At 61.1% G+C, this 22,009-nt stretch carries 20 protein-coding genes; 8 read left to right on the top strand and 12 right to left on the bottom strand.

The window, feature by feature from the left end; all coding sequences use genetic code 11:
* The first annotated feature begins 3 nt into the window (after window positions 1-3).
* The 6 genes from PXK01_RS12890 (at window position 4) to PXK01_RS12865 (ending at window position 6,752) form a co-directional block, all read left to right on the top strand.
* On the top strand, window positions 4-654 hold the full coding sequence (locus tag PXK01_RS12890; protein ID WP_274846879.1) for a histidine phosphatase family protein: 651 nt from the start codon (window positions 4-6) through the stop codon (window positions 652-654).
* 11 nt (window positions 655-665) lie between these two features.
* Complete coding sequence (locus tag PXK01_RS12885) at window positions 666-1,697, top strand: phosphotransferase family protein (protein ID WP_274846880.1); 1,032 nt, start codon at window positions 666-668, stop codon at window positions 1,695-1,697.
* A gap of 147 nt (window positions 1,698-1,844) precedes the next feature.
* Window positions 1,845-2,642 carry an enoyl-CoA hydratase/isomerase family protein gene (locus PXK01_RS12880; protein WP_274846881.1) on the top strand — a complete coding sequence of 266 codons (798 nt, stop codon included), beginning with the start codon at window positions 1,845-1,847 and terminating at the stop codon, window positions 2,640-2,642.
* Window positions 2,643-2,687: 45 nt separating this feature from the next.
* A complete protein-coding gene (locus PXK01_RS12875; RefSeq protein ID WP_274846882.1) occupies window positions 2,688-3,899 on the top strand; it encodes a serine hydrolase domain-containing protein in 1,212 nt (403 codons plus the stop codon).
* The gene (locus tag PXK01_RS12870; protein ID WP_274860366.1) at window positions 3,896-5,863 is read left to right on the top strand and encodes an acetoacetate--CoA ligase; all 1,968 of its coding nucleotides are present in this window, start codon (window positions 3,896-3,898) and stop codon (window positions 5,861-5,863) included. Before PXK01_RS12875 ends, PXK01_RS12870 begins: the two co-directional genes overlap by 4 nt.
* A gap of 13 nt (window positions 5,864-5,876) precedes the next feature.
* Complete coding sequence (locus tag PXK01_RS12865) at window positions 5,877-6,752, top strand: acyl-CoA thioesterase (protein WP_274860364.1); 876 nt, start codon at window positions 5,877-5,879, stop codon at window positions 6,750-6,752.
* A 511-nt stretch (window positions 6,753-7,263) separates the two neighbouring features.
* Here the strand turns inward: PXK01_RS12865 and PXK01_RS12860 are convergent.
* Window positions 7,264-9,015, bottom strand: coding sequence for a SulP family inorganic anion transporter (locus PXK01_RS12860; protein ID WP_274860362.1), 1,752 nt, complete (start codon window positions 9,013-9,015; stop codon window positions 7,264-7,266).
* Window positions 9,016-9,553: 538 nt separating this feature from the next.
* Here PXK01_RS12860 and PXK01_RS12855 point away from each other — a divergent pair.
* Window positions 9,554-9,709: a hypothetical protein gene (locus PXK01_RS12855; protein WP_274846132.1), complete on the top strand. Its 156-nt coding sequence runs from the start codon at window positions 9,554-9,556 to the stop codon at window positions 9,707-9,709.
* A 45-nt stretch (window positions 9,710-9,754) separates the two neighbouring features.
* On the opposite strand, the gene PXK01_RS12850 is transcribed toward PXK01_RS12855, so the two are convergent.
* Window positions 9,755-10,975: an acyl-CoA dehydrogenase gene (locus PXK01_RS12850; protein ID WP_274846133.1), complete on the bottom strand. Its 1,221-nt coding sequence runs from the start codon at window positions 10,973-10,975 to the stop codon at window positions 9,755-9,757.
* A 107-nt stretch (window positions 10,976-11,082) separates the two neighbouring features.
* Here PXK01_RS12850 and PXK01_RS12845 point away from each other — a divergent pair, with 107 nt between their 5' ends.
* Window positions 11,083-11,994, top strand: a complete 912-nt coding sequence (locus PXK01_RS12845) for a LysR substrate-binding domain-containing protein (RefSeq protein WP_274846134.1) — start codon at window positions 11,083-11,085, stop codon at window positions 11,992-11,994.
* 81 nt (window positions 11,995-12,075) lie between these two features.
* Here the strand turns inward: PXK01_RS12845 and phoB are convergent, their stop codons facing one another.
* The 10 genes from phoB to gmk form a co-directional block, all read right to left on the bottom strand.
* Window positions 12,076-12,765, bottom strand: coding sequence for a phosphate regulon transcriptional regulator PhoB (phoB, locus tag PXK01_RS12840; protein WP_274846135.1), 690 nt, complete (start codon window positions 12,763-12,765; stop codon window positions 12,076-12,078).
* Between the two features lie 2 nt (window positions 12,766-12,767).
* Window positions 12,768-13,478, bottom strand: coding sequence for a phosphate signaling complex protein PhoU (phoU, locus tag PXK01_RS12835; RefSeq protein ID WP_274846136.1), 711 nt, complete (start codon window positions 13,476-13,478; stop codon window positions 12,768-12,770).
* Between the two features lie 21 nt (window positions 13,479-13,499).
* Window positions 13,500-14,294 carry a phosphate ABC transporter ATP-binding protein PstB gene (pstB, locus tag PXK01_RS12830; RefSeq protein ID WP_274846137.1) on the bottom strand — a complete coding sequence of 265 codons (795 nt, stop codon included), beginning with the start codon at window positions 14,292-14,294 and terminating at the stop codon, window positions 13,500-13,502.
* A gap of 11 nt (window positions 14,295-14,305) precedes the next feature.
* Window positions 14,306-15,673: a phosphate ABC transporter permease PstA gene (gene pstA / locus PXK01_RS12825; protein ID WP_274860361.1), complete on the bottom strand. Its 1,368-nt coding sequence runs from the start codon at window positions 15,671-15,673 to the stop codon at window positions 14,306-14,308.
* On the bottom strand, window positions 15,673-17,151 hold the full coding sequence (gene pstC / locus PXK01_RS12820; protein ID WP_274860360.1) for a phosphate ABC transporter permease subunit PstC: 1,479 nt from the start codon (window positions 17,149-17,151) through the stop codon (window positions 15,673-15,675). The genes pstA and pstC overlap by 1 nt, the downstream gene beginning before the upstream one ends.
* A gap of 104 nt (window positions 17,152-17,255) precedes the next feature.
* A complete protein-coding gene (locus tag PXK01_RS12815) occupies window positions 17,256-18,311 on the bottom strand; it encodes a substrate-binding domain-containing protein (protein ID WP_274860359.1) in 1,056 nt (351 codons plus the stop codon).
* A 216-nt stretch (window positions 18,312-18,527) separates the two neighbouring features.
* Window positions 18,528-19,568: an ATP-binding protein gene (locus tag PXK01_RS12810; RefSeq protein ID WP_274860358.1), complete on the bottom strand. Its 1,041-nt coding sequence runs from the start codon at window positions 19,566-19,568 to the stop codon at window positions 18,528-18,530.
* A 53-nt stretch (window positions 19,569-19,621) separates the two neighbouring features.
* Window positions 19,622-20,806, bottom strand: a complete 1,185-nt coding sequence (locus tag PXK01_RS12805) for a trans-sulfuration enzyme family protein (RefSeq protein ID WP_274860357.1) — start codon at window positions 20,804-20,806, stop codon at window positions 19,622-19,624.
* Window positions 20,807-21,331: a gamma carbonic anhydrase family protein gene (locus PXK01_RS12800; protein ID WP_274860356.1), complete on the bottom strand. Its 525-nt coding sequence runs from the start codon at window positions 21,329-21,331 to the stop codon at window positions 20,807-20,809. It lies immediately after the preceding gene.
* Complete coding sequence (gene gmk, locus PXK01_RS12795; RefSeq protein ID WP_274860354.1) at window positions 21,328-21,969, bottom strand: guanylate kinase; 642 nt, start codon at window positions 21,967-21,969, stop codon at window positions 21,328-21,330. Before gmk ends, PXK01_RS12800 begins: the two co-directional genes overlap by 4 nt.
* Window positions 21,970-22,009 lie beyond the last annotated feature (40 nt).

The raw sequence follows: 22,009 nt of genomic DNA, 5'->3' as shown, positions 1-22,009 counted from the left end.
GCCATGGCAGAAATACTGGTGGTGCGCCACGGGCAGGCGTCGTTTGGCGCCGACAATTACGATCAGCTGAGCGACTTGGGGCGCAGGCAGGGGCAACTCTTGGGAGAGACCCTGCGCGCGATGGGCTGGCATCCGGATCGGGCGATCACGGGAAGCCTGGCCCGGCAACAGCAGACGCTGGAGGAAATGGGGTTTTCCCTGGAGCCGGAAGAACACGCGGGATGGAACGAATATGACTTCCACGACCTGCTGCATCAACGATACGGCGGCAAGGCTCCGGATGAGGTGATCACCGATCGCAAGAGCCATTTTCGGGCCCTGCGCGAAACCCTGGCCGAATGGCAGCAGGGCGGGGTGACTGGCGCATCCGAAAGCTGGAAAGACTTCACCGCCCGCGTTGAGGATGCGCGCCAGCATGCCGCCGACACCGCGGCAGAGCGCGTGCTGGTGGTCAGTTCCGGCGGCGTGATCGCGCGCCTCGTTGCTGCCACCTTGCAGGTGCCGGATGCGCAGATGATCACCTTGAACCTGCAGGTGAAGAACACCTCCCTGACCCGCTTCATCTCCTCGAAAGAGCGGTTCTTTTTGCATGAATTCAATGCAGTGCCGCATTTTCATGATGCGAAGCGTGCTGAATTGATGAGCTATAGCTGAAGGAGCAAGACATGAGCAGCGACACCCAGACACTGGATATCGAGGCCATCAAAACCTACGTCGGTGACCGTCTTGCGGGGTTTGACGGCGCCGTGGAGGTGCAGAAATTCGCAACCGGGCAATCCAACCCGACCTTCCTGCTGAAGACCTCTGCCGGGAATTACGTATTGCGCCGCAAACCGCCAGGGGTGCTGCTGAAATCCGCCCATGCGGTCGATCGGGAGTTCCGGGTGCAAAGGGCGCTGGCCGACACCGAGGTTCCGGTCGCGAAGATGCACCTGTTGTGCGAGGATGATGCGGTCATCGGCTCGTCCTTCTATATCATGGACCATGTGGCGGGGCGGAACTTCACCGATCCGGTGATGGGCGACCTGGCCCCGGCAGAGCGCGGTGCGGTGATCGATGACATGAATCGGGTGCTGGCCGCGCTGCATGACGTGGATATCGACAGTGTCGGCCTGTCGGATTACGGCCCGCCCGGCAATTACTTCGAACGTCAGCTGGGTCGGTGGACCAAGCAATACCGCGCCTCGGAAACCCGCAGCATCCCGGAAATGGATGAGCTGATCACCGCCCTGGAAGAGGGCATGCCCGCAGACGATGGTCAACGGGGATTGGTGCATGGCGATTACCGGATCGACAATATGATCTTCAGCGCCGAGGCTCCGAAATGCCTGGCCGTGCTGGATTGGGAATTGTCGACCATCGGCCATCCCTATGCCGATCTGGCCGGGGTGATCATGCAATGGCAGATGCCGCCGGGTCAGGAGGGACGCGGCCTTGCCGGGATCGATCGCAAGGCGCTTGGGCTTCCCTCGGACGCGGCCTTCATCGAAGCCTATTGTCGCCGCCGCGGCTTGCCGGGCATCGACAACTTCGGCTTTTACCTGTCCTTCAGCTTCTTCCGCATGGCGGGCATTCTGCAGGGGGTGTTGAAGCGGGCCTTGGACGGCAATGCATCTAACCCGGAAAGAGCGATGAAGCTGGGGGACTTTGTGCCGGTGTTTGCGCAGAGTGGATTGACAGCCTTGCAGAAGCGCTAGACCAATCTGGCGTCGGATTGCTGGCCGTGGCAGTCGGGTTGCGTGGTTTTACGTATGCCTTAACACTCGACCCGTAAGGCTAGGCCAAGCATTATGGAACGGAAAGCTGGCCGTGATCTTCTGCGGCCAATCGGGAGGATTGTACCCATGACACAGCCGGAGGGGCAGGTCGCGGACGGACAGGACACTTGGTTGAACGCCAGTGACCTGGGGGATGGCATCGTTGAATTGCAATTGGGGCGCGGGCCGGTCAACGCGCTGAGCGCAGAATTCCTGATGGATTTTGCCGAGATGATCGCCGGTCTGGGCCGCGACCCAGAGGTGCGCGCGATCATTTTAAAGAGCCCGTTCAAGGTGTTCTCTGCCGGGGTTGACCTGAAGGAGGCGAAGGAATTCACCCTTGCCCAGCAGCAGGCAATGGTTCGGGGTCTGAATGAATCTGTGCTGGCACTCTATGCCTGTCCCAAGCCGGTTGTGGCTGCCGTTGGCGGCGCCGCGATTGCTGGCGGCTTGTTCTTCGTGCTCGGCAGCGATGTTCGGATCGGCTATTCGAAATCGGCCTACGGTCTGGCCGAGATCCGCGTCGGGGTTGATTTCCCGGTAGCACCGCTGGAGGTGGCCAAGGCAACCCTGGATACCAACACCCAGCGGCGGCTGATGCTGACGGGGCAACCGATCGGCCCTATCGCGGCGCGGAACTATGGGATCGTCGATATCATCGCTGAGGATATGGAAGACCTTGAGATCTACAGCCTGCGCGAGGCGCGCAAACTGGCGGATCTGCCAGGGCAGGCCTATGCCGCGATCAAGATGCAATTGCGTGGTGAGACCATTGACCGGATCAAGGCGGCCATTGCCGCAGGGGCCAATGAGCCTGCGGGGGGATGGTTCAATGACGAAACCAAACCCGCCATGGAAAGAATGCTGAGCGGCGCAGATCGCTAAGCCAAGACCCGCGTGACGAAACACGTGGAAAACAGGGAGAAATCGATGGACCGCAACCGGCTGGAGCGCCTGAAGGCTTGGCAGCAACGCTATGTCGATCAACGAAAATATGCCGGTAGCGCGGTTCTGATAAAAGAGCGCGGCGAAGAGGTGTTCTTCAATGCGGCGGGCCTGCGCAATGTCGAGGAGTCTCTTCCCTTCACCCGCGATACGGTGGCTCGGATCTATTCCATGACCAAGCCGGTGACCTCGCTCGCCGTGATGATGCTGCTGGAACGGGGGCTGTTTCACCTTGATGCGCCGGTCTCTGACTTCATTCCCGAATTTGCCGATATGCGGGCGCTGGTGCCGGGGGCGACCTCCATCGATCAGACCGAACCAAGCCGCGCGCCGACCCTGCACGAGCTGCTGACCCATACCAGCGGATTGAGCTACCCGTTCAATCCCGGTGTTCTTCCCGCCGCGATGGAAGAGCGTCAGCTGATGTTCAAGCCGAACCAGGGATCTCTGGCCAAGATGGCTGCGGAGCTGGCCGCCTATCCGCTGGCGTTCCAGCCCGGTACACGCTGGGAGTATTCCGTCAGCATCGATGTGCTGGGGCGCGTTGTCGAAGTGGTGTCCGGTCAAAGCCTTGGTGATTTCTTTCAAAGCGAGATCTTTACGCCGCTCGGCATGAGTGAAACCGCTTTCCGGGTGCCGCGCGGCACCGGGGATCGCTTTGCCTCGCTCTACACACCGCTTGCAGGCGATGCGATGGCGCTGAATTCCGCCAAGACCGGCGGGGATAGCCTGCGGCTGACCGACCTTCATGGCGGATCCCCGTTCGAGACGGCCGACATGATGTCCGGCGGCGGCGGTCTGGTGGGCACGATTGATGACTACATGAAGTTCGCAGAAATGCTGCGCCAGCGTGGCGCCTGCGAGGGCGGCTTTATCATCAGTCCGCAAGTGGCTGATTTCATGATGCGAAACCACCTGCCGGGCGATATCGCCTCGATGGGACCGCAAAGCTTTGCCGAGCAGCCGATGGAGGGCATGGGATTTGGTCTTGGCGGTGCCGTGGTTCTGGATCCGGGCCGCGCGCGCTGTCCGGGATCGGTGGGGGATTTCAGCTGGGGCGGCATGGCCTCCACCTTTTTCTGGGTGGATCCGGTGCTGGATCTCTCGGTCGTCTTCTTCACGCAACTGTCCCCCTCCAGCTCTTACCCGTCGCGCGCCGAGCTGAAAGCCCTTGTTCATGGAGCCGTCTGCCGATGACCGAAACGATCGAACGCGAAATCCTGTGGCAGCCCAGTGCTGAACGTGCCGCTGCAAGCCGCATGGCGCAGTTCCAGACCTGGCTGGAAGAGGATAAATCCCTGTCCTTTTCCGATTACAACGCGCTTTGGGAGTGGAGCGTTACGGATCTGGACGCCTTCTGGAGCGCGCTGGTCACGTTCTTTGACCTAGAGTTCACCACCCCGGGGACGCGCGTTCTTGGAAAGCGCGGCGTCGAGGATGCAGAGTGGTTCCCCGGCGCCCAGCTGAACTGGGCCCGGCATATGCTGCGCCAGGTCGAGAAAACCCCTGATGCGCAGGCACTTGTGGTGCATTCTGAAACCTTTGGGCGAACAGAGCTCAGCTGGGGTGAACTTGCGGCCCAGGTGGCCAGTGTTGCCAAACACCTGCGCGCCATGGGGGTCGGGCAGGGGGATCGCGTCACGGCGGTTCTGCCCAATACGGAAACTGCGGTGATCGCCTGTCTCGCCGCCACCAGCCTCGGGGCGATCTGGTCTCTGTGCGCGCCCGATATGGGGCATGTGGCGATCCTTGACCGATTCCGGCAGATCGAACCCAAGGTGCTGATCTATCAGGACGGCTACGTTCATGCGGGCAAGACCATCGACCGCCGCGAGGTGCTGTCGGTCATCGCAGAGGGCCTGCCCAGCGTCGAGCAGCGGATCGTTCTCCCGGTTGTTGGCGATCTGCCCGAGGACGCCACCCATTGGCGCGACCTGATTGGTGACGAGGCGCCGCTGGAATTCACCGCGGTCTCCTTCGATCATCCGCTCTGGGTGGTCTATTCCTCTGGCACCACCGGCAATCCCAAACCCATCGTGCACGGGCACGGGGGTATTCTTCTGGAGGGCGCGAAGCAATCCCTGCATCAGGATCTGAGCGATGAAAGCCGGTTCTGCTGGATGACCTCGTCCGGCTGGGTGATGTGGAACGCACAATTCGTGGCCTTGGGGCAGGGTGCCACCACCATGCTCTACGACCGTGCCCCCAATCACCCTGACATGCTGGATCTGTGGCGCCGCGCCGCAGACGAGCGGCTCACCTATCTGGGGGTCGGCGCCGCCTATATCACGGCTTGCGTCAAATCCGGTATCAAGCCGGGTAAGGAGCTTGATCTTTCGGCGCTGATTTCGCTCGGCACCACCGGTTCGCCGCTGACCTCTGATGGATACGATTGGATCTACTCGGAGATCAAAGAGGATATCTGGCTGGCACCGATTTCGGGTGGCACCGATCTTTGCGGAGCCTTTGTCTGTGGCAATGTCATGCTGCCGGTGCGCGCCGGAGAAATGCAATGCCGCGCCCTGGGCAATGCGGTGCGGGCCTTTGATGAAGCCGGACAAGAGGTCACCGGCATAGTGGGTGAGCTGGTCTGTACTGAACCTTTGCCCTCTATGCCATTGTTTTTCTGGGGAGATGAAGACGGATCGCGGCTGCACTCCAGCTATTTCGATACCTATCCGGGCATCTGGCGCCATGGGGATTGGATTGAAATCACCCCTGAGGGCGGATCGGTGATCTACGGGCGATCCGACGCGACGATCAACCGGCGCGGCCTGCGCCTTGGTTCCTCGGAGATCTACCAGGCGGTTGAAGGGCTGGCAGAGGTGCTAGACAGCCTGGTCGTGGATCTGGAATTCCTGGGCCGCGACAGTTTCATGCCGCTGTTTGTGGTGCTGGCCGAAGGGCAAGTCCTGGATGACGCGCTGCGTGACAAGATCAAGAATGCCATTCGCAGCGCGGTGTCGGCCCGTTTTGTGCCCGATGAAATCAACGTGGTTCCCGAGATCCCGCGCACGCTTTCTGGAAAGAAGCTGGAAGTTCCGGTGAAAAAGCTGTTACTGGGAGGCGATCCTGCCAAGGTGGTGAACCGGGACTCGATGGCCAATCCGGACAGTTTCGATGTCTTCATCGGCTATGCCAAAACGCGGGAGTCTGACTAAGGAAGGCGCATAAATGTCTGATGTTGGGAAGATTTTGCTCAATCTCTTGGATCTTGAACAGCTTGATCGCAATCTTTATCGCGGCATCGGATCGGGCGGTGAAACCCCGATGCGCATCTATGGCGGCCAGGTCATCGCCCAGGCGCTGACAGCGGCCTATGCGACGGTGCCGGATCGTTTGTGCCATTCGCTGCATGCCTATTTCATCCGTCCGGGTGACCCGGCACGCCCGGTGATCTACCAGGTCGATCCGGCCCGTGACGGCGGCAGCTTTACCACCCGTCGGGTTACGGCCATCCAGCACGGCAAGCAGATCCTGAACCTGGCGGCTTCCTTCCACAAGGACGAACCCGGTTGGGGCCATCAACACCAGATGCCGGATGTGCCAGCGCCGGAGGGCCTGAAAAACCGCGATGAGCTGAACCACATCCACGTGCATCGCATCGCGGAAGACATGCAGGATGACTTTGTCCGCCCGCGGCCGTTTGAAATTCGCGATATCGAACCGCTGGACCCTTTGAACCCGGGTATTGCCAACGATATCAACCATATGTGGATCAGAATGGAAGCCGCCAAAGGGGCAGGGCCGCAATTGCAGCATGTGCTGATGGCCTATGCCTCTGACTTCGGTCTTCTCGGCTCGGCGCTGCGGCCCCATGGGCTGACCTGGTACAAACCCGAAGCGATGACGGCGAGCCTGGATCACGCCATGTGGTTTCATGCCCCGGTGCAGTTCGAGGAATGGCACCTCTACACGATGGATTCTCCCTTTGCCGGCAAAGGACGCGGTTTCAATCGCGGTTCAATCTATACCCGGGATGGCCAACTGGTCGCCAGCGTCGCCCAGGAAGGCCTGATGCGGCCGATCAAAACGCCAGATGAGAGATAGGACAGCGTTTCTATCGGTTTCTGCTCTCACGTGAGATCATTGCTCTATATTAACATAATACTGATTATGCGAATAACTGACGCTACTGCGTCGGGTCATCTATGGCTGCCCTTCCAGGGATCCGTCTCCCCTCGCATCACGCAGTCCAATTCACGGGTCGTAAGCGATCTGGTGGGAACTGCCCTTTTCAAGGACGTCCAAAGAAGCCATCCTATCAATGTTCTTTGCCAATCAAATTCACCTGGAACACACTCCTGCGGAACCAAAAAATCTGTTCCGTAAACATGCCTGAGAAGTGGGTAGAAGTCATCCCAATCATCACCCCAGATCCCCAGATCTGTAACGATCTGGGTTTGAGACGTGACAGATGCCAACGCAGACTTTGACAGTCCATAACGTCTGAGCGCCAACAAAACACGACCTGGCGCATCATCGGATGTTGCTCTCACGTGAGACCCTCCCGGGACGTGAATGCCCCACGGCGAAGATCTCGGGCCAGGCTTCCGATGGTTTAGCCTGGCAGTTTCTCCACCGATTTCAGGCTTTCGAAGGCCTCATTCTGGGACAGGAAGATCTCTCCGGTCAATGCATCAAGGAAATGGCTGCGCTTCAGGCGATCCATCACAGGCCCCTTGACCTCGGACAAATGCAGAGTCACCCCCATGTCAGACAGGCGCTGGTTGATTTCCTCCAGCGATTCCAAGGCGCTGAGGTCGATTTCATTCACTGCCGAACACATGAGCACTACATGTTTGATCTGGTCGCGCCCGGCATGAACGCGCGCCAGGATCATGTCCTCCATCCGCCGGGCATTGGCGAAATACAGGCTTTCGTCTATGCGTAGCGTCACCAGGGACGGATCGGTCACAACCTCGTGGCGGTGGATATTGCGGAAATGTTCGGTCCCGGGCACCTGCCCCACTTCGGCGACATGCGGACGCGAGGTTTTCCAGACGAACAGAAGCAAAGACACCAGGACGCCCGCGGCCACGCCCATTTCAACCCCGACGATCAGCGTCAAAAGAATGGTTGTCAGGACCGCGGCAAAATCGGCCTTGGAATAGGTCCAGGCTGTTTTCAGGATCTTCAGATCCACCAGCGACAGCACCGCGATGATGATCGTCGCCGCCAGGGTCGCCTTGGGCAGGAAGTACAACAGCGGTGTCAGGAACAGCGCCGCGAATGTCAGGCCCACGGCGGTAAAGGCCCCGGCTGCGGGGGTTCGGGCACCAGCATCGAAGTTCACCACCGAACGGGCAAAGCCGCCCGTGACCGAATAGCCTCCGGACAGAGCTGAGGCGAGGTTGGCTGCACCCAGTGCCTTAAGTTCCTGGTTCGGATCGATTTTCTGACGCCGCTTGGCGGCAAGGGTTTGGGCGACCGAGACGCTTTCGACATAGCCGATGATGGTGATCAAGGCCGCAGGTCCGATCAGCGCCGGGATAAGCGCCCAATCGATGTCGGGCAGACCAAGAGGCGGCAGGCCGGTCGGAACCGCGCCAACCACGGCAACGCCCCGTTCCGGCAGATTCAGCGCCCAGGACAGCAGGATGGTGCCGATCACCGCGAATACCGGACCGACCCGGGCTGCGGTTCCGGCTGCCTCTTTCGAAAGACCAAGCCGCGTATGGAGGATGCCCGCCATGGAGCGGCGGACCCAGAACAGAAACCCAAGGGCGGCAGCGCCAACTGCCAGGGTCCAAAGGTTGGTTGCATCCGCCCCCTGCCCCAGCGAATACAGGATCTCGGGCAAATTGTGCCCATGGGCTGGAATGCCCAGCAGGTGTTTCAACTGGCCGACCGCAATCAGCAGGCCCGAGGCGGTGATAAACCCTGCGATCACCGGATGGGACAGCAGATTGGCGACAACGCCCAGTCGCAACACACCCATGGTCACCAACATCAGGCCCGACAGCAGCGCCAGAACCCCGGCCGCCGCGGTGAATTCAGCCACCGTCTCCAGCCCCAAGGGCGCCAGAGCTGAGGCGCTCATCAGCGATACAACCGCCACGGGCCCTACCGCCAGAGCGCGCGAGGTGCCGAAAATCGCATAGGCCACCAGGGGCAGGATCGATGCGTAAAGCCCGACCTCGGCCGGAAGGCCCGCCAGCAGCGCGTAGGCCAGCGACTGCGGGATCAGCATGATGGTGACGATCACCGCCGCCGTCATATCCCCGGCAAAGTCCGGCCGATCATAGCGCCGCCCCCAGTCGAGCACGGGAAAAAGGGATTTCAGATCGAGGCGTGACAAGGGCGATGGCATTTGGGTGACGATCCTCAACAAGCGCCGCAGGGCCTGGTCGGGCGCGCAGATCGGCTTAACATATTCCAAAAACCACATATAACTGCTTGAGGCTGGAGAAAACCCCTTTTGTTAAATTTATCTGCGTTTGAGGATCGACCGACAGCCTGTGAGATGTTAAAAATAAGTGAATACTCAGGTGCTTACGCAAAGGATTGGCGTTCATTGGGTGTTTTGCATTGCAATTTCGCACCCGTATTCCGGCAGGGCTTGATTTGCATTTTTGCAGAGCGCCGAAAATTCTGCTGGTCTTGCCGATGAACTCTCCGAAACGCTCTTGCGCCCATTTGCAGAAATAGCGGTTTGCCTGCGCTTTCCCAGCCTGAAATCGGCATTTGCGCTTTTGTGGTCTTTGGAACGGCGATCCTTGATTGACTGCCGCGGAAACGATGAAGGCGTCCTTCCCACCTTAACCTTCCTTACCGAAGATCAATCTGTGCGATCAAGAGGACAAGGTGCAGTCGGCCAGTCATGATCGCGCCTGTTAAGATCTCTCTTCATGATTTTGGATACGATGCGCCAAGAAGACCTGGATCTAACAACCGTTTTGACATTGCAAAACTGTGGAGATGAATGGGTTTTGGAAAAATGCAAATCCAAAAAGCAAGACCGCAAAGCCGACAGGCCTTGCGGTCTTGTGAAACTCAGTGGCTGATGCCGCACGCCCCGCGCTGGACACAGGGCGTGGGAGGTTCAAAGGTTAAAAGAACGCCTGCAAACCCGTCTGGGCGCGACCCAGAATCAGCGCGTGAACGTCATGGGTGCCCTCGTAGGTGTTAACGGTTTCCAGGTTCACCATGTGGCGAATGACCTGGAATTCCAGGCTGATGCCGTTGCCACCGTGCATGTCCCGCGCCATGCGCGCGATATCCAGAGCCTTGCCGCAGTTGTTACGCTTGACGATGGAAATCATCTCGGGAGCTGCGTTGGCAGCATCCATCAGGCGCCCCACCCGCAAGGACGATTGCAGGCCAAGCGCGATCTCGGTCTGCATGTTTGCCAACTTCAGCTGGAACAGCTGGGTGTTGGCCAGCGGACGGCCAAATTGGGTGCGGTCCAGACCGTATTGACGGGCCGCATGCCAGCAGGCCTCGGCCGCGCCCATGGCGCCCCAGCTGATGCCGTAACGCGCGCGGTTCAGACAGCCAAACGGGCCTTTCAACCCCTGCACATGGGGCAGCAGCGCATCTTCGCCCACTTCAACACCATCCATGACGATCTCACCGGTGATCGAGGCGCGCAGCGAGGCCTTGTTCTGGATCTTCGGAGCAGAGAGACCCTTCATGCCTTTTTCCAGCACGAAGCCGCGGATCTTGCCACCATGCTCTTCGGACTTGGCCCAGACCACGAAGACATCCGCGATCGGCGCGTTGGAAATCCACATCTTGGATCCGGTCAGCTTGTAGCCGGTCGCGGTTTTCTCGGCGCGGGTCTTCATGCCGGCAGGGTCCGAGCCCGCATCGGGTTCTGTCAGGCCAAAGCAGCCGATCCATTCGCCAGAGGCCAGTTTCGGCAGGTATTTCTTACGCTGTTCCTCGCTGCCATAGGCATAGATCGGGTACATCACCAGCGAGCTTTGCACCGACATCATCGAGCGATAGCCGCTGTCGACGCGCTCAACCTCGCGGGCAACCAGGCCGTAGGACACATAGCCCGCGCCCAGCCCGCCGTATTCCTCGGGAATGGTGGTGCCCAAGAGGCCCATCTCGCCCATCTCGCGGAAGATCGCGGGATCGGTCTGTTCGTTCTCATAGGCTTCGGTGACGCGGGGCTGCAGTTTTTCCTGGGCATAGGCGCGGGCCGAGGCGGAGATCATTCGCTCGTCCTCGGTCAGCTGATCTTCCAGCCGCAGCGGATCTTCCCAGTTGAAGCTGCCAAGATCGGGGGCATCCTTGGCCCGCAGTTTAGGTGCATCGGTCATTGTCGTGTTCCGTGGTTTAGGAATGGTCAAACTGTCGCACATCCTAATCCCGGGTTAAGAAAAAAAACAGCGAGACTTTGGCAATAACATATGAGTAAATGTAATACATGCCCGCACCCCGTCGTTTTCTCCCCTCGATCTCTTCCCTGCGTGCGCTGGAGGCGCTTGAGCGCTTGGGCAGCGCCTCAGCCGCGGCAGCGGAATTGTCGCTGACACAGGGCGCTGTCAGCCGCCAGCTGCAAACACTGGAGCGGCAATTGGGGCTGGACCTGGTGCAGAGAGACGGCAAGACGCTGTCTCTGTCTCCGCAAGCGGTTGAATATGCGTCAGAAGTCAGGATGGCCCTGAACCAGATCGCGCAGGCGACGCTGCGCCTGCAAACCGCACCTTTGGCGGGGACACTGAACCTGGCGATCCTGCCGGCCTTTGGCATGCGCTGGCTGATGCCGCGGCTGCCGGAGTTTGCCCGGCTGCACCCGGATGTCACCATCAATATGACCACCAGGTTGCAGCCATTCAATTTTGCGGCGGAAGTCTTTGATGCAGCGATCCATTTTGGCGAGGCAGAATGGCCGGGCACGGATTCTCTGTTGCTAAAGAGCGAGCAATTGATCCCGGTATGCGCGCCGGATTTGCTGCGCGGGCAGGAGATCAAGACCCCGGAACAGATCCGGTCCCTGCCGCTCTTGCATATCCAGACCCGCCCCGATGCCTGGTCGGATTGGTTCACCGATAAGGGCGTCATGCCGCCAAAGACCGGCAGCGGCAGCATGTATGATCAATTTGCAACCATCACCCAGGCGGCCCTGCACGGGCTGGGGGTCGCCTTGATGCCGGATTACCTGGTGGAGCAGGATCTGGCGACGGGGCGGTTGGTGGCCCTGCACCCTGCCCCGAGCGAGACGCGCGGTGCCTATTATCTGGTCTGGCCCAGCAGCAAATCGCGCATGCCGGAACTGGCCAAATTCCGCGATTGGCTGGCCACAAAGGCGCAGCCCGAAGACCCGCTGCCGCGCTGAAAAAAAGGGGGTGCAACCTGTGCACCCCCTGTACATCATCCGCGCACCGCCCATGCCGCGGTGCGATAGTCGGGTACTCCCTTAGCCGAGCGCGTAGCCGGCGCCACGCACGGTGCGCACGGGATCGTCACCGCCGTGTTGGGTCAGCGCCTTGCGCAATCGACCGATGTGAACATCGACGGTACGCGTATCCACATAGATGTCGCGGCCCCAGACCCGGTCCAGCAGCTGTTCGCGGCTCCAGACCCGTCCCGGTTTTTCCATGAAGGTGGAAAGCAGGCGAAATTCGGTCGGCCCCAGTTTCAGCGGCTGATCCGAACGGCTCACCTTATGGGTTTCCGCATCCAGAATGATATCGTCGAACTCCAGGCGCATGCCCACGGTGGAGGGGCGCACGCGGCGCAGCTGGGTACGCACCCGGGCCATCAGTTCGATCACCGAATAGGGTTTCACCACATAATCATCGGCGCCGGTTTCAAGGCCGCGTACCTTGTCCACCTCTTCGGAGCGCGCCGAGAGCATGATGATCGGAATGGCGCGGGTCTCGGGGCGCGACTTCAGGCGGCGGCAGACCTCGATCCCGCTCAGATTGGGCATCATCCAGTCCAGCACGATGATATCGGGCGTGTCTTCCTCGACCAGAAGCAGCGCCTCTTCGCCGTTTTCCGCGCGGATCACGCGAAACCCGTCGGCCTCCAGATTATAGGCGAGCACTTCACGCTGGGCGAGTTCGTCTTCGACGACCAGAACAGTGGGCTGATCGGCTGCCATGGTCAGACCTCCTGCGGCGTGGTCGAGGTCATGTCGGCCTTGGGCCGGTCATCCTCGGGGCGGCTGCCGGTGACCAGATAGATCAGCTCCTCGCAGATCGAGGTGACGTGGTCGCCCATACGCTCGATGTTCTTGGCAATGAAATGCAGGTGCATGCAGGGGGTGATATTGCGCGGATCTTCCATCATGTGGGTCAGGAATTCGCGGAACATGGCGTTATACATCTGATCCACGTCGCGGTCGCGGCTGATCACGTCTCGGGCCAGTTCGGTATCGCGCTGAATATAGGCATCCAGCGCATCCTTGAGCATCAGCTCCACCTCGCGCGCCATCCGGCGCAGGGCGGCGGCGCTTTCGGGGTTGTCATTGCCCTGGATCAGCACACCGGTGCGTTTGGCGATGTTCTTGGCATAATCACCGATGCGTTCCAGGTTTCCGGCGATCTTCATCACCGACAGCACCACGCGCAGATCCACGGCGGCAGGCGAGCGGATTGCGATAACGCGCGCGGCGTCCTCGTTGATCAGCTCTTCCAGACCGTCGATCGCCTTGTCGTCAGCGCGTACCTTCTGGGCCAGCTCTTCGTCGCGGGTTTCCAGGGCGCGGGCGGATTCCATGATGGCCGCCTCGACCAGGCCGCCCATCTTCATGATCCGGGCCTGAATGGCTTCAAGATCCCGGTCGAATGCGGATGCGATATGTTGTTCTTCCATGTCTCAGTCCTTGCGAGGGGATCAGCCGATCCGGCCGGTGATATAGCTTTCGGTGCGCGGATCTTCGGGGTTGGTGAAGATCTGACCGGTGTTTCCGAATTCCACCAGGTTGCCGAGGTGGAAGAAGGCGGTTTTCTGGCTGACGCGGGCGGCCTGCTGCATCGAGTGGGTGACGATCACCACCGAATAGCTGGCACGCAGCTCGTCGATCAGCTCTTCGACCTGGGCGGTCGCGATCGGGTCCAGCGCCGAACAGGGTTCATCCATCAACAGAACCTCGGGCTCGGTGGCCACGGCGCGGGCGATGCACAGGCGTTGTTGCTGACCACCCGAAAGCCCGGTGCCGGGGGCGTGCAGGCGGTCCTTGACCTCGTCCCAGATGGCGCCACGGCGCAGGCTCTTCTCGACGATCTCATCCAGGTCGGCCTTGTTGCGCGCGAGGCCGTGAATGCGCGGGCCATAGGCCACGTTGTCATAGATCGACTTCGGGAACGGGTTGGGTTTCTGGAACACCATGCCGACCTTGGCACGCAGCTGTACCGGGTCGACGCGCTTGTCATAGATGTCTTCGCCATCCAGCAGGATCTCGCCGGTGACGCGGCAGATATCGATGGTGTCATTCATGCGGTTCAGGCACCGCAGGAAGGTCGACTTGCCGCAGCCCGAGGGGCCGATGAATGCGGTGACAGTGTTGTCCTCGATCTCGACGTTCACGTCCTTGATCGCATGGGTGTCGCCATAATAGACGTTGACGTTCTTCGCCGAGATTTTGGTCGTATTGGTCACAGTCTTGTCCAGTCTGCTCATGTCGTTCATGTCGATGCCCCTTACCAGCGGCGTTCAAACCGGCGGCGCAGGATCACAGCCACCGTATTCATGGTTACAAGGAAAACCAAAAGGATAATGATGCCGCCCCAGGCCCGTTCGTAGAACGCGGGGTCGGCGCGTTTGGCCCATTCGTAGATCTGCGCGGGCATGGCCGAGTTGGGCGCCAGCAACCCGTCCGCGATGGTTTCCGGCGCATTGGAGGCGATGAAACCCACCATACCGATCAGCAAGAGCGGCGCGGTTTCTCCCAGCGCCTGAGCCAGGCCGATGATGGTGCCGGTCAGGATGCCGGGGGCGGCCAGCGGCAGCACGTGGTGGAACACCGCCTGCATCTTCGAGGCCCCGACCCCAAGTGCCGCATCCCGGATCGAGGGCGGCACCGCCTTCAGCGCGGCGCGGGTGGAGATGATGATCGTCGGCAGGGTCATCAGCGTCAGCACCAGACCGCCCACCAGCGGCGCCGACATCGGCAGGTGCATGTAGTTGATGAAGACGGCCAGGCCGAGGATACCAAAGACGATCGAGGGCACCGCGGCGAGGTTCGAGATATTCACCTCGATGATGTCCGTCAGCCAGTTCTTGGGCGCGAATTCCTCAAGATAGATCGAGGCGGCCACGCCGATGGGCAGTGCCAGGGCCAGAACCACCAGCATCATGAACAGGGAACCCATCATGGAAACCCCGATGCCTGCCGCTTCGGGCCGTTGGTCGGAGGCATCCGCGCCGATGATGAAATCAAGGTTGAAGGTCTTCTCGATCACACCGGCGGCGACCAGCGCATCCACCAGATCCAGCTGTCCTGCCGAGACATTCTTGTCGTTCTCGATGCTGTCGCGGCTGACGCGGCCCTTCAGGTAGCCATCGACGCGGCTTTGCGCCAGGAAGCGGAACTCGACGGTCTGGCCGATCTGATCGGGGTTCTCGATCACATAGGCGCGCAGCTGCGCGGCAGCGTCCTTGGACAGCAGGCCGGCCAACTCCTTGGACTTGAGGCCGGTTTCAATGCCAAGAGCATCGACCGTGCTTTCCATTGCGCCCTTGATCAGCGGTGCGTAGCCGAAGGTGGTGACCTTCTTGATATCGTCAAGATCGCGATTGCCCTTCTTGTCGAGCTTGCTCTCCAACAGTTCCACATCAAGGGTGATGAAGGTCTGCTGAAAGGCGCCGGTGCCGCGGCTGACGATGGTGGTCACCAGCACCAGGAGCATGATCAGGCCCACCACGATGGCCGCGATGCCATAGCCGCGAAAGCGCATTTCGGCGGCGTTGCGTTTGCGGGTGCGGGCATTCTGCGTCAGAAGGGAGCCGCCTTTGGTCTGCCCTGCAGCGCCGCCCATGGGGGTCGGGGATTGGCTGATATCGGTCATTAGTCGTACTGCTCCCGGTATTTGCGCACGATATAAAGCGCCAGAACATTGAGCCCCAGCGTGAGAACGAAAAGGGTCAGGCCAAGCGCGAAGGCCACAAGGGTTTCAGGGCTGGCAAAATCGGTATCGCCGGTCAGCTGGCTGACGATACGGGTGGTGATCGTGGTCATGCTTTCCAGCGGGTTGGCAGAGAACTTGGCAATCGCCCCCGCCCCCATCACCACGATCATGGTTTCCCCGATGGCGCGCGAGGCTGCCAGCAGAATGGCGCCGACAATGCCCGGCAGCGCGGCCGGCAGCACCACCTGGCGCACGGTTTCCGATTGCGTGGCGCCAAGGCCAAGCGAGCCATCGCGCATCGCCTGCGGCACCGCGTTGATGATGTCATCCGACAGCGAGGAGACAAAGGGGATCAGCATGATGCCCATCACCACGCCGGCGGTCAGCACCGATGTGGCGCCGCTCATCCATTCGACACCCAGAATGCCGTTCTCTCCCTGCCCGAAGAAGCGCACCAGCAGCGGGCCGACGGTCAAGAGGGCGAAAAGGCCGTAAACGATTGTGGGAATGCCCGCGAGAATTTCGAGCAGCGGCTTGGCAAAGGCGCGCACGGCGGGGCCCGCGTATTCCGACAGGTAGATCGCGGCAAAGAGCCCGACCGGCACCGCCACCAACAGCGCGATGAAGGAGATGTAAAGCGTGCCCCACAGCAGCGGCAGGATCGACAGCTCACTGTCGCCGCGGAAGTTGGGCGCCCAGGTGGAGCCGAAGAAGAAATCGGTCCAGGAATGCAGGGCAAAGAAGTTGCGCGTCTCGAACAGCATCGACAGAACGATGCCCACGGTTGTCAGGATCGCAAGCGAGGCCGCGAGGATCAACAGTGCCATGATCACCCGCTCTACCACATTGCGGGCGCGAAAATCCTTGTGCGTGGCGCGATAGGCAAGGCCGAGACCGGCAAGCGCCAGACCAATCACCACCACGGTCATCGCCAGGCGCCCGGTTTTCGAGGATCCGCGATAGCTGCGGGCGGCCTCCAGCACCTCGGGGCGCACATCGGCCCCCAGGGCAACGCCCAGATCACCCAGGATGGCGCGCAGGTCGGTGGTCTGGCTGTCAAAGGCGCGGATGTCGCGATTGCTCAGCGCGCCTTCGGCGACGGCAAGCTCCAACCCTTCGGCGACGCGGCGCACGTCGCTCATCACCAGACTGAGCGATGCGTTTTCCGGCACCGCTTCGGCGGGGATCATCGAGGAAACCCGGCTTTCGATCAGCGCAGGCTGTGCCAACAGCCAGATGATCAGCACGCCCAGCGCAGGGATAAGGGCGCTGAGCCCCACATGATAGCCGTAGTAGGACGGCAGCGAATGCAGGGTCCTTGCGTCTCCGCCAGCCGAAGCCAGCGCGCGGTGGCGGCCCAGAAGGAAACCGGCGGCCGCAATGGCACATACAATCAGGACAAGCGAGAATGTCGGCATCGACAACTCCGTTTGATGGCGGATCTAGGTTAACACAGGTCGTTTGGACGGAAATGGCCGGGGGAGCAATCCCCCGGCCAAATCACATTCGGCAAGGGGGGAACTTAGGAGTTGCCGCCCATTACGTCTTCGTTTGCAACCGCTTCCTGGGTTTTCGCCAGTTCAGGGTCGGACACCAGGCCGTATTCGGCCAGCGGGCCGTCGGGGCCTGCAACTTCGTCGGCGATGAAGAACTCAGCGTATTCCTTCAGGCCAGGGATCACGCCGATGTGGGCCTTCTTCACGTAGAAGAACAGCGGGCGCGACACCGGGTATTCGCCGGTTGCAATGCTTTCGGTGGAGGGAACAATACCGGACATGGTTGCGACCTGCAGCTTGTCGGTGTTGTTCTCGTAGAAGGCCAGGCCAAAGACGCCGATACCGTCCTTGTTGCTCTCGATGCGGGCCAGGGTCTCGGTGTAGTCGCCATCGATATCGACGGAGACGCCATCGGTGCGCAGCGAGATACAGGCTTTCTCGGCCGCTTTCTTCTTGGCCTTGTCGCTGTCACCTTCGGCGTGGGCCAGCAGGTGCTCGAAGGCACCGGTGGCTTCACAGCCCGCCAGGATCACCTTGTCTTCAAAGACTTCGCGGGTGCCGTGCTTGGTGCCGGGGATGAAGGCCTGCAGCGCCTGTGCCGGGAAAGCCGGGTTCACGTCGGCCCAGGTCTTGTTCGGGTTGGCGACCATCTGGCCGTCGACCATGATCTGGTCGGACAGGGCCAGGAACCAGTCGGTCGGGGTGAACTCAAAACCGTTGCCGTTGATGTCGGAAGCAAAGACGATGCCATCATAACCGATGCGGACTTCGATGATGTCGGTCACACCGTTATCGGCGCAGGCCTTGATCTCTTTGTCTTTGATTTTGCGCGATGCGTTGGCAACGTCGATGGTGTTCTCACCTACGCCTTCGCAGAAACGCTTGAGGCCGGCCGAGGAGCCACCGGATTCGACAACCGGTGTCGGGAAGTCGAAGTTTTCGCCAAAGGCTTCGGCAACGATCGAGGCATAGGGCAGAACGGTCGAGGAGCCGGCAACCTGCACCTGATCACGAGCAGCGGCAGCGGTGGCCGAAACGGCAGCGATTGCCAGGGCGGAAGCGGAAAGTTTCACAAAGGACATCTAGGTCTCCATGAGGTGTTAGAAGGTTTCGATCACCCCCACGATGATCTTGGCCTCCTGCTACAGACAGCTGATGAGGCTTTTGTGACAGCTATGTAACAGCTGTATGACAAAGCCCGATTTCCGGGCGGTTTTATGACAAAAAACTACTACTACACCCCTGGCCGAGGGGCAGGACACGGTTTCGGAAGATAAATCCGGGCCGGTGGCTGCGGATTATTGCGGTAGGATCACGGTAAAGCTGGCCCCTGCCCCCAGATCGCTTTCCACCCGCAGCCGCCCGCGATGGCGGTTGATGATGTGTTTGACGATGGCTAGCCCCAGGCCGGTGCCGCCCAGTTCTCGGGATCGGTGGCTGTCGGCACGGTAGAAACGCTCGGTCAGCCGCGGCAGATGCACGGGATCTATGCCGGGGCCATTGTCGATCACCTGGATACGCACGGCCGGTGCCCGCAGCGCCGGGTCGCGCTCCATCGGGGTGACAACCACATCGACCTTGTCGCCGCCGTATTTGATGGCGTTCTCGATCAGGTTGGTGAAGACCTGCTGCAGCTGATCGGCGTCGCCGGTGACCTGCACGGGCTCTTCGGGTGCGCGCAGTGTCAGGGTGACCTTGCCGGAGTCGGCCAGGGGCTGCATGGTCTTCAACGTCGAGCGCAGATGGGCGGTCAGGTCCATCTGTTCCTTGGGGCGCATGCGCTCTTCGCTTTCCACCCGGTTCAGCGACAGGAGATCCCCGACCAAGCGATTCATGCGGCTGGCCTCCCCCTCCATGATAGAGAGGAACCGGTCCCGCGCGGCGGCGTCGTCGCGCGCCGCCCCGCGCAGGGTTTCGATGAAGCCCATCAGCGCGGTCAGCGGCGTGCGCAGCTCGTGGCTGACATTGGCCACGAAATCGCGGCGCATCTGGCTGGCCTGTTCGCGCTCGGTCACATCGGTAAAGCACAGGAGCACGGCACCGCCACTGACGGCGCCGATGCCCGGGACGTAGCGCAGGCTCACCTCGAAGGTGGTGTCCTGCGCACCGTCATTCGACAGATGCCGCGCACTGCGGGCGGCCTTGTCGCGTAAAGACGCCTCGATGGCGGTGGTCACATTGGGCTGGCGCAGGATGGTGGCGAAATGCCGTCCCTTCAGCTGCTGCCCCAAAAGGGTGGTGCCAGCCGCATTGGCGCCGATGAAGCGTTCGGTCTGATCCACCAGCACCGCAGGCAGCGGGATGGCTTCCAGAAACCCTTCGATCAGCTCTTGCGTCATGGCCCTCTCCGATTGCGGTTCAGCCCCTCTACCCGCCCAATGTAACCGTTTTGTTACGCGTCGCGCGCCGCCGCCACCGCTTCGGTGAAGACTGCGAGCAATGCGGTGGGATCCTCAAGGCCGACCGAGATCCGGAAGAACCCTTCGCTCAGGCCAAGCGCGGCGCGTTCCTCTGCCGTCAGTGCGCGGTGCGAGGAGGACGCCGGATGCGACAGCGTGGTGCCCACATCGCCCAGGGTCGGCGCAAAGCTGAGACCGTCTGCCGCGCGGGTAAAGGCATTGGCCGCCGCGCGTCCGCCCTCCAGTTCGAAGGAGACCATGTTGCACCCCTGACCCTGCAGCAGCTCCATGGCGCGCGCGTGGTCGGGATGATCCTTGCGGGTCGGGTAGATCACCCGTTTGACCCCCGGCAGCCCCGCCAGGTGATCGGCCAGTGCCACCGCCGTGGCCTGGCTGCGCTCGAACCGCAGTTCGAACGACAGCATGCCGCGTTCGGCCAGCCAGCAATCAAACGGGCTGGGCGTCATGCCGGTCGTCACCGAGAAGATCCGCATCCGGTCATTGAGCGCGGGGTCCCGCGCCACCACATAGCCCAGCATCACATCGGAATGGCCGGCCAGAAGCTTGGTGATCGAGTGGATGACGATATCCGCACCATGGTCGAAGGGCTTGAACCCGCGTGGCGTGGTGAAAGTATTGTCCACCACCAAGAGGATACCCTTTTCCTTGCACAGGGCCGCCAGGCCGTCGATATCGGCGACGGCCAGCGTCGGGTTCGACACGGCCTCGACCAGGATCATCTTGGTTTCCGGGCGGATTGCGGCGCGCACGGCCTCCACATCGGCCGGGTCGGCCAACGAGGTTGCAATGCCAAGGCGCGGCAGGTCTTCCTTCATCAGCCGCAGCGAGCGGCCATAAAGCTGGTTGCCGCCGATCACATGGTCGCCCGCCTTGGTGAGACCCAGCAAAACGGCCGAAACCGCCGCCATGCCGGAGCCGGTGACCACGCCGCCGGCCATGCCTTCCATAGCATCCAGCCGCTTGGCGACCACATCCGCGTTCGGGTGTCCCTCGCGGGAATAGGTATAGCCGTGCACACGGCCTTCGTACTGGTCGTCCAGCGCATCAGGGGTTTCGCTGGCATAGACCACCGAGGGGCTGAGCGGGGTCACCACCGGGCGGCTGGCACTCGAGGGGAGCGGATCGGGCCGCATCAGCGAGCCTTTGGAATTTCTCATTCAGTCAACCTTCTTCATTTCTTCGCGAAAGCGGCGCATGTTCTCCTGGTAATGCAGGGCGCTCCACTTCAGCTTTTCGATCGTGGCGGCATCCACCTCACGAACGACCTTGCCCGGCGCCCCCATCACGAGCGAATTATCCGGGATCTCCTTGTTTTCGGTGATCAGAGCGCCGGCGCCGATCAGGCAGTTCTTGCCGATCTTTGCCCCGTTCAACACGGTCGCCCCCATCCCGATCAGGGAGTTTTCGCCAATCGTGCAGCCATGCAGCATCACCTTGTGACCGATGGTGCAATTCTTGCCGATGTGCAATGGGTATCCGGCGTCAATATGCATGACGACGTTCTCCTGCACGTTGGATCCCTCACCGATGCGGATTTCCTCGTGATCGGCGCGGATCGTGCAGCCAAACCAGACCGAGGAGCCCGCCTCCATCACCACCTTGCCGACCAGATTGGCATCGGGGGCGACCCAGGTGTCGGTGTGGATTTGGGGGGCGTCGGCGCCCAGAGCGTAAAGGGTCATTGCATATCCTCGAATTCGGCCTGCAGGCCGCGCACGTGCTCCATCAGATGGGGCTGCTGAATGCGGCGCAGGCGGGTTGCGGTAATGATGGTGCGCAGCGCCTGTTCGGTGGCATCCAGATCATCGTTGATCAACACGTGATCATAGCTGCCCCAGTGGCTGATCTCGTCCCAGCTTTTCTCCATCCGGCGCTTGATGGTGGCTTCATCGTCCTGGGCGCGGCTTTCCAGGCGGCGGCGCAGCTCGTGGATCGAGGGCGGCAGCAGGAAGATCGACAGGGTGTGCTGGCCCAGATCCGAATTGCGGATCTGCTGCGCGCCCTGCCAGTCGATGTCGAACAGCACATCCTGACCGGCGTGGATGGCATCACGCACCGGCCCCTTGGGCGAGCCGTAGAAATTGCCGAACACATGGGCATGTTCCAGCATCTCGCCTTCGGCAACGGCGGTCTTGAAATCCTCGACACTGCTGAAATGGTAGTCCTGCCCGTCCACCTCGCCGGGGCGCGGGGCGCGCGTGGTCGCCGAGACGGAAAAGCGGATGCTGTCGTCCCAGGCGCGCAGGCGCTTGGCCAGGGTGGATTTGCCGGCGCCCGAAGGCGACGACAGGATGATCAAGAGGCCACGGCGATCCGCCATCTGCTGCTCTCCCTCTGTCTGTTTCTATTGGCTGCATATA

The organism is Phaeobacter sp. PT47_59 (assembly GCF_028890025.1).
In the GTDB taxonomy this organism is placed as follows: Bacteria; Pseudomonadota; Alphaproteobacteria; order Rhodobacterales; family Rhodobacteraceae; genus Phycobacter.
This window is presented reverse-complemented; position numbering and strand designations above follow the sequence as displayed.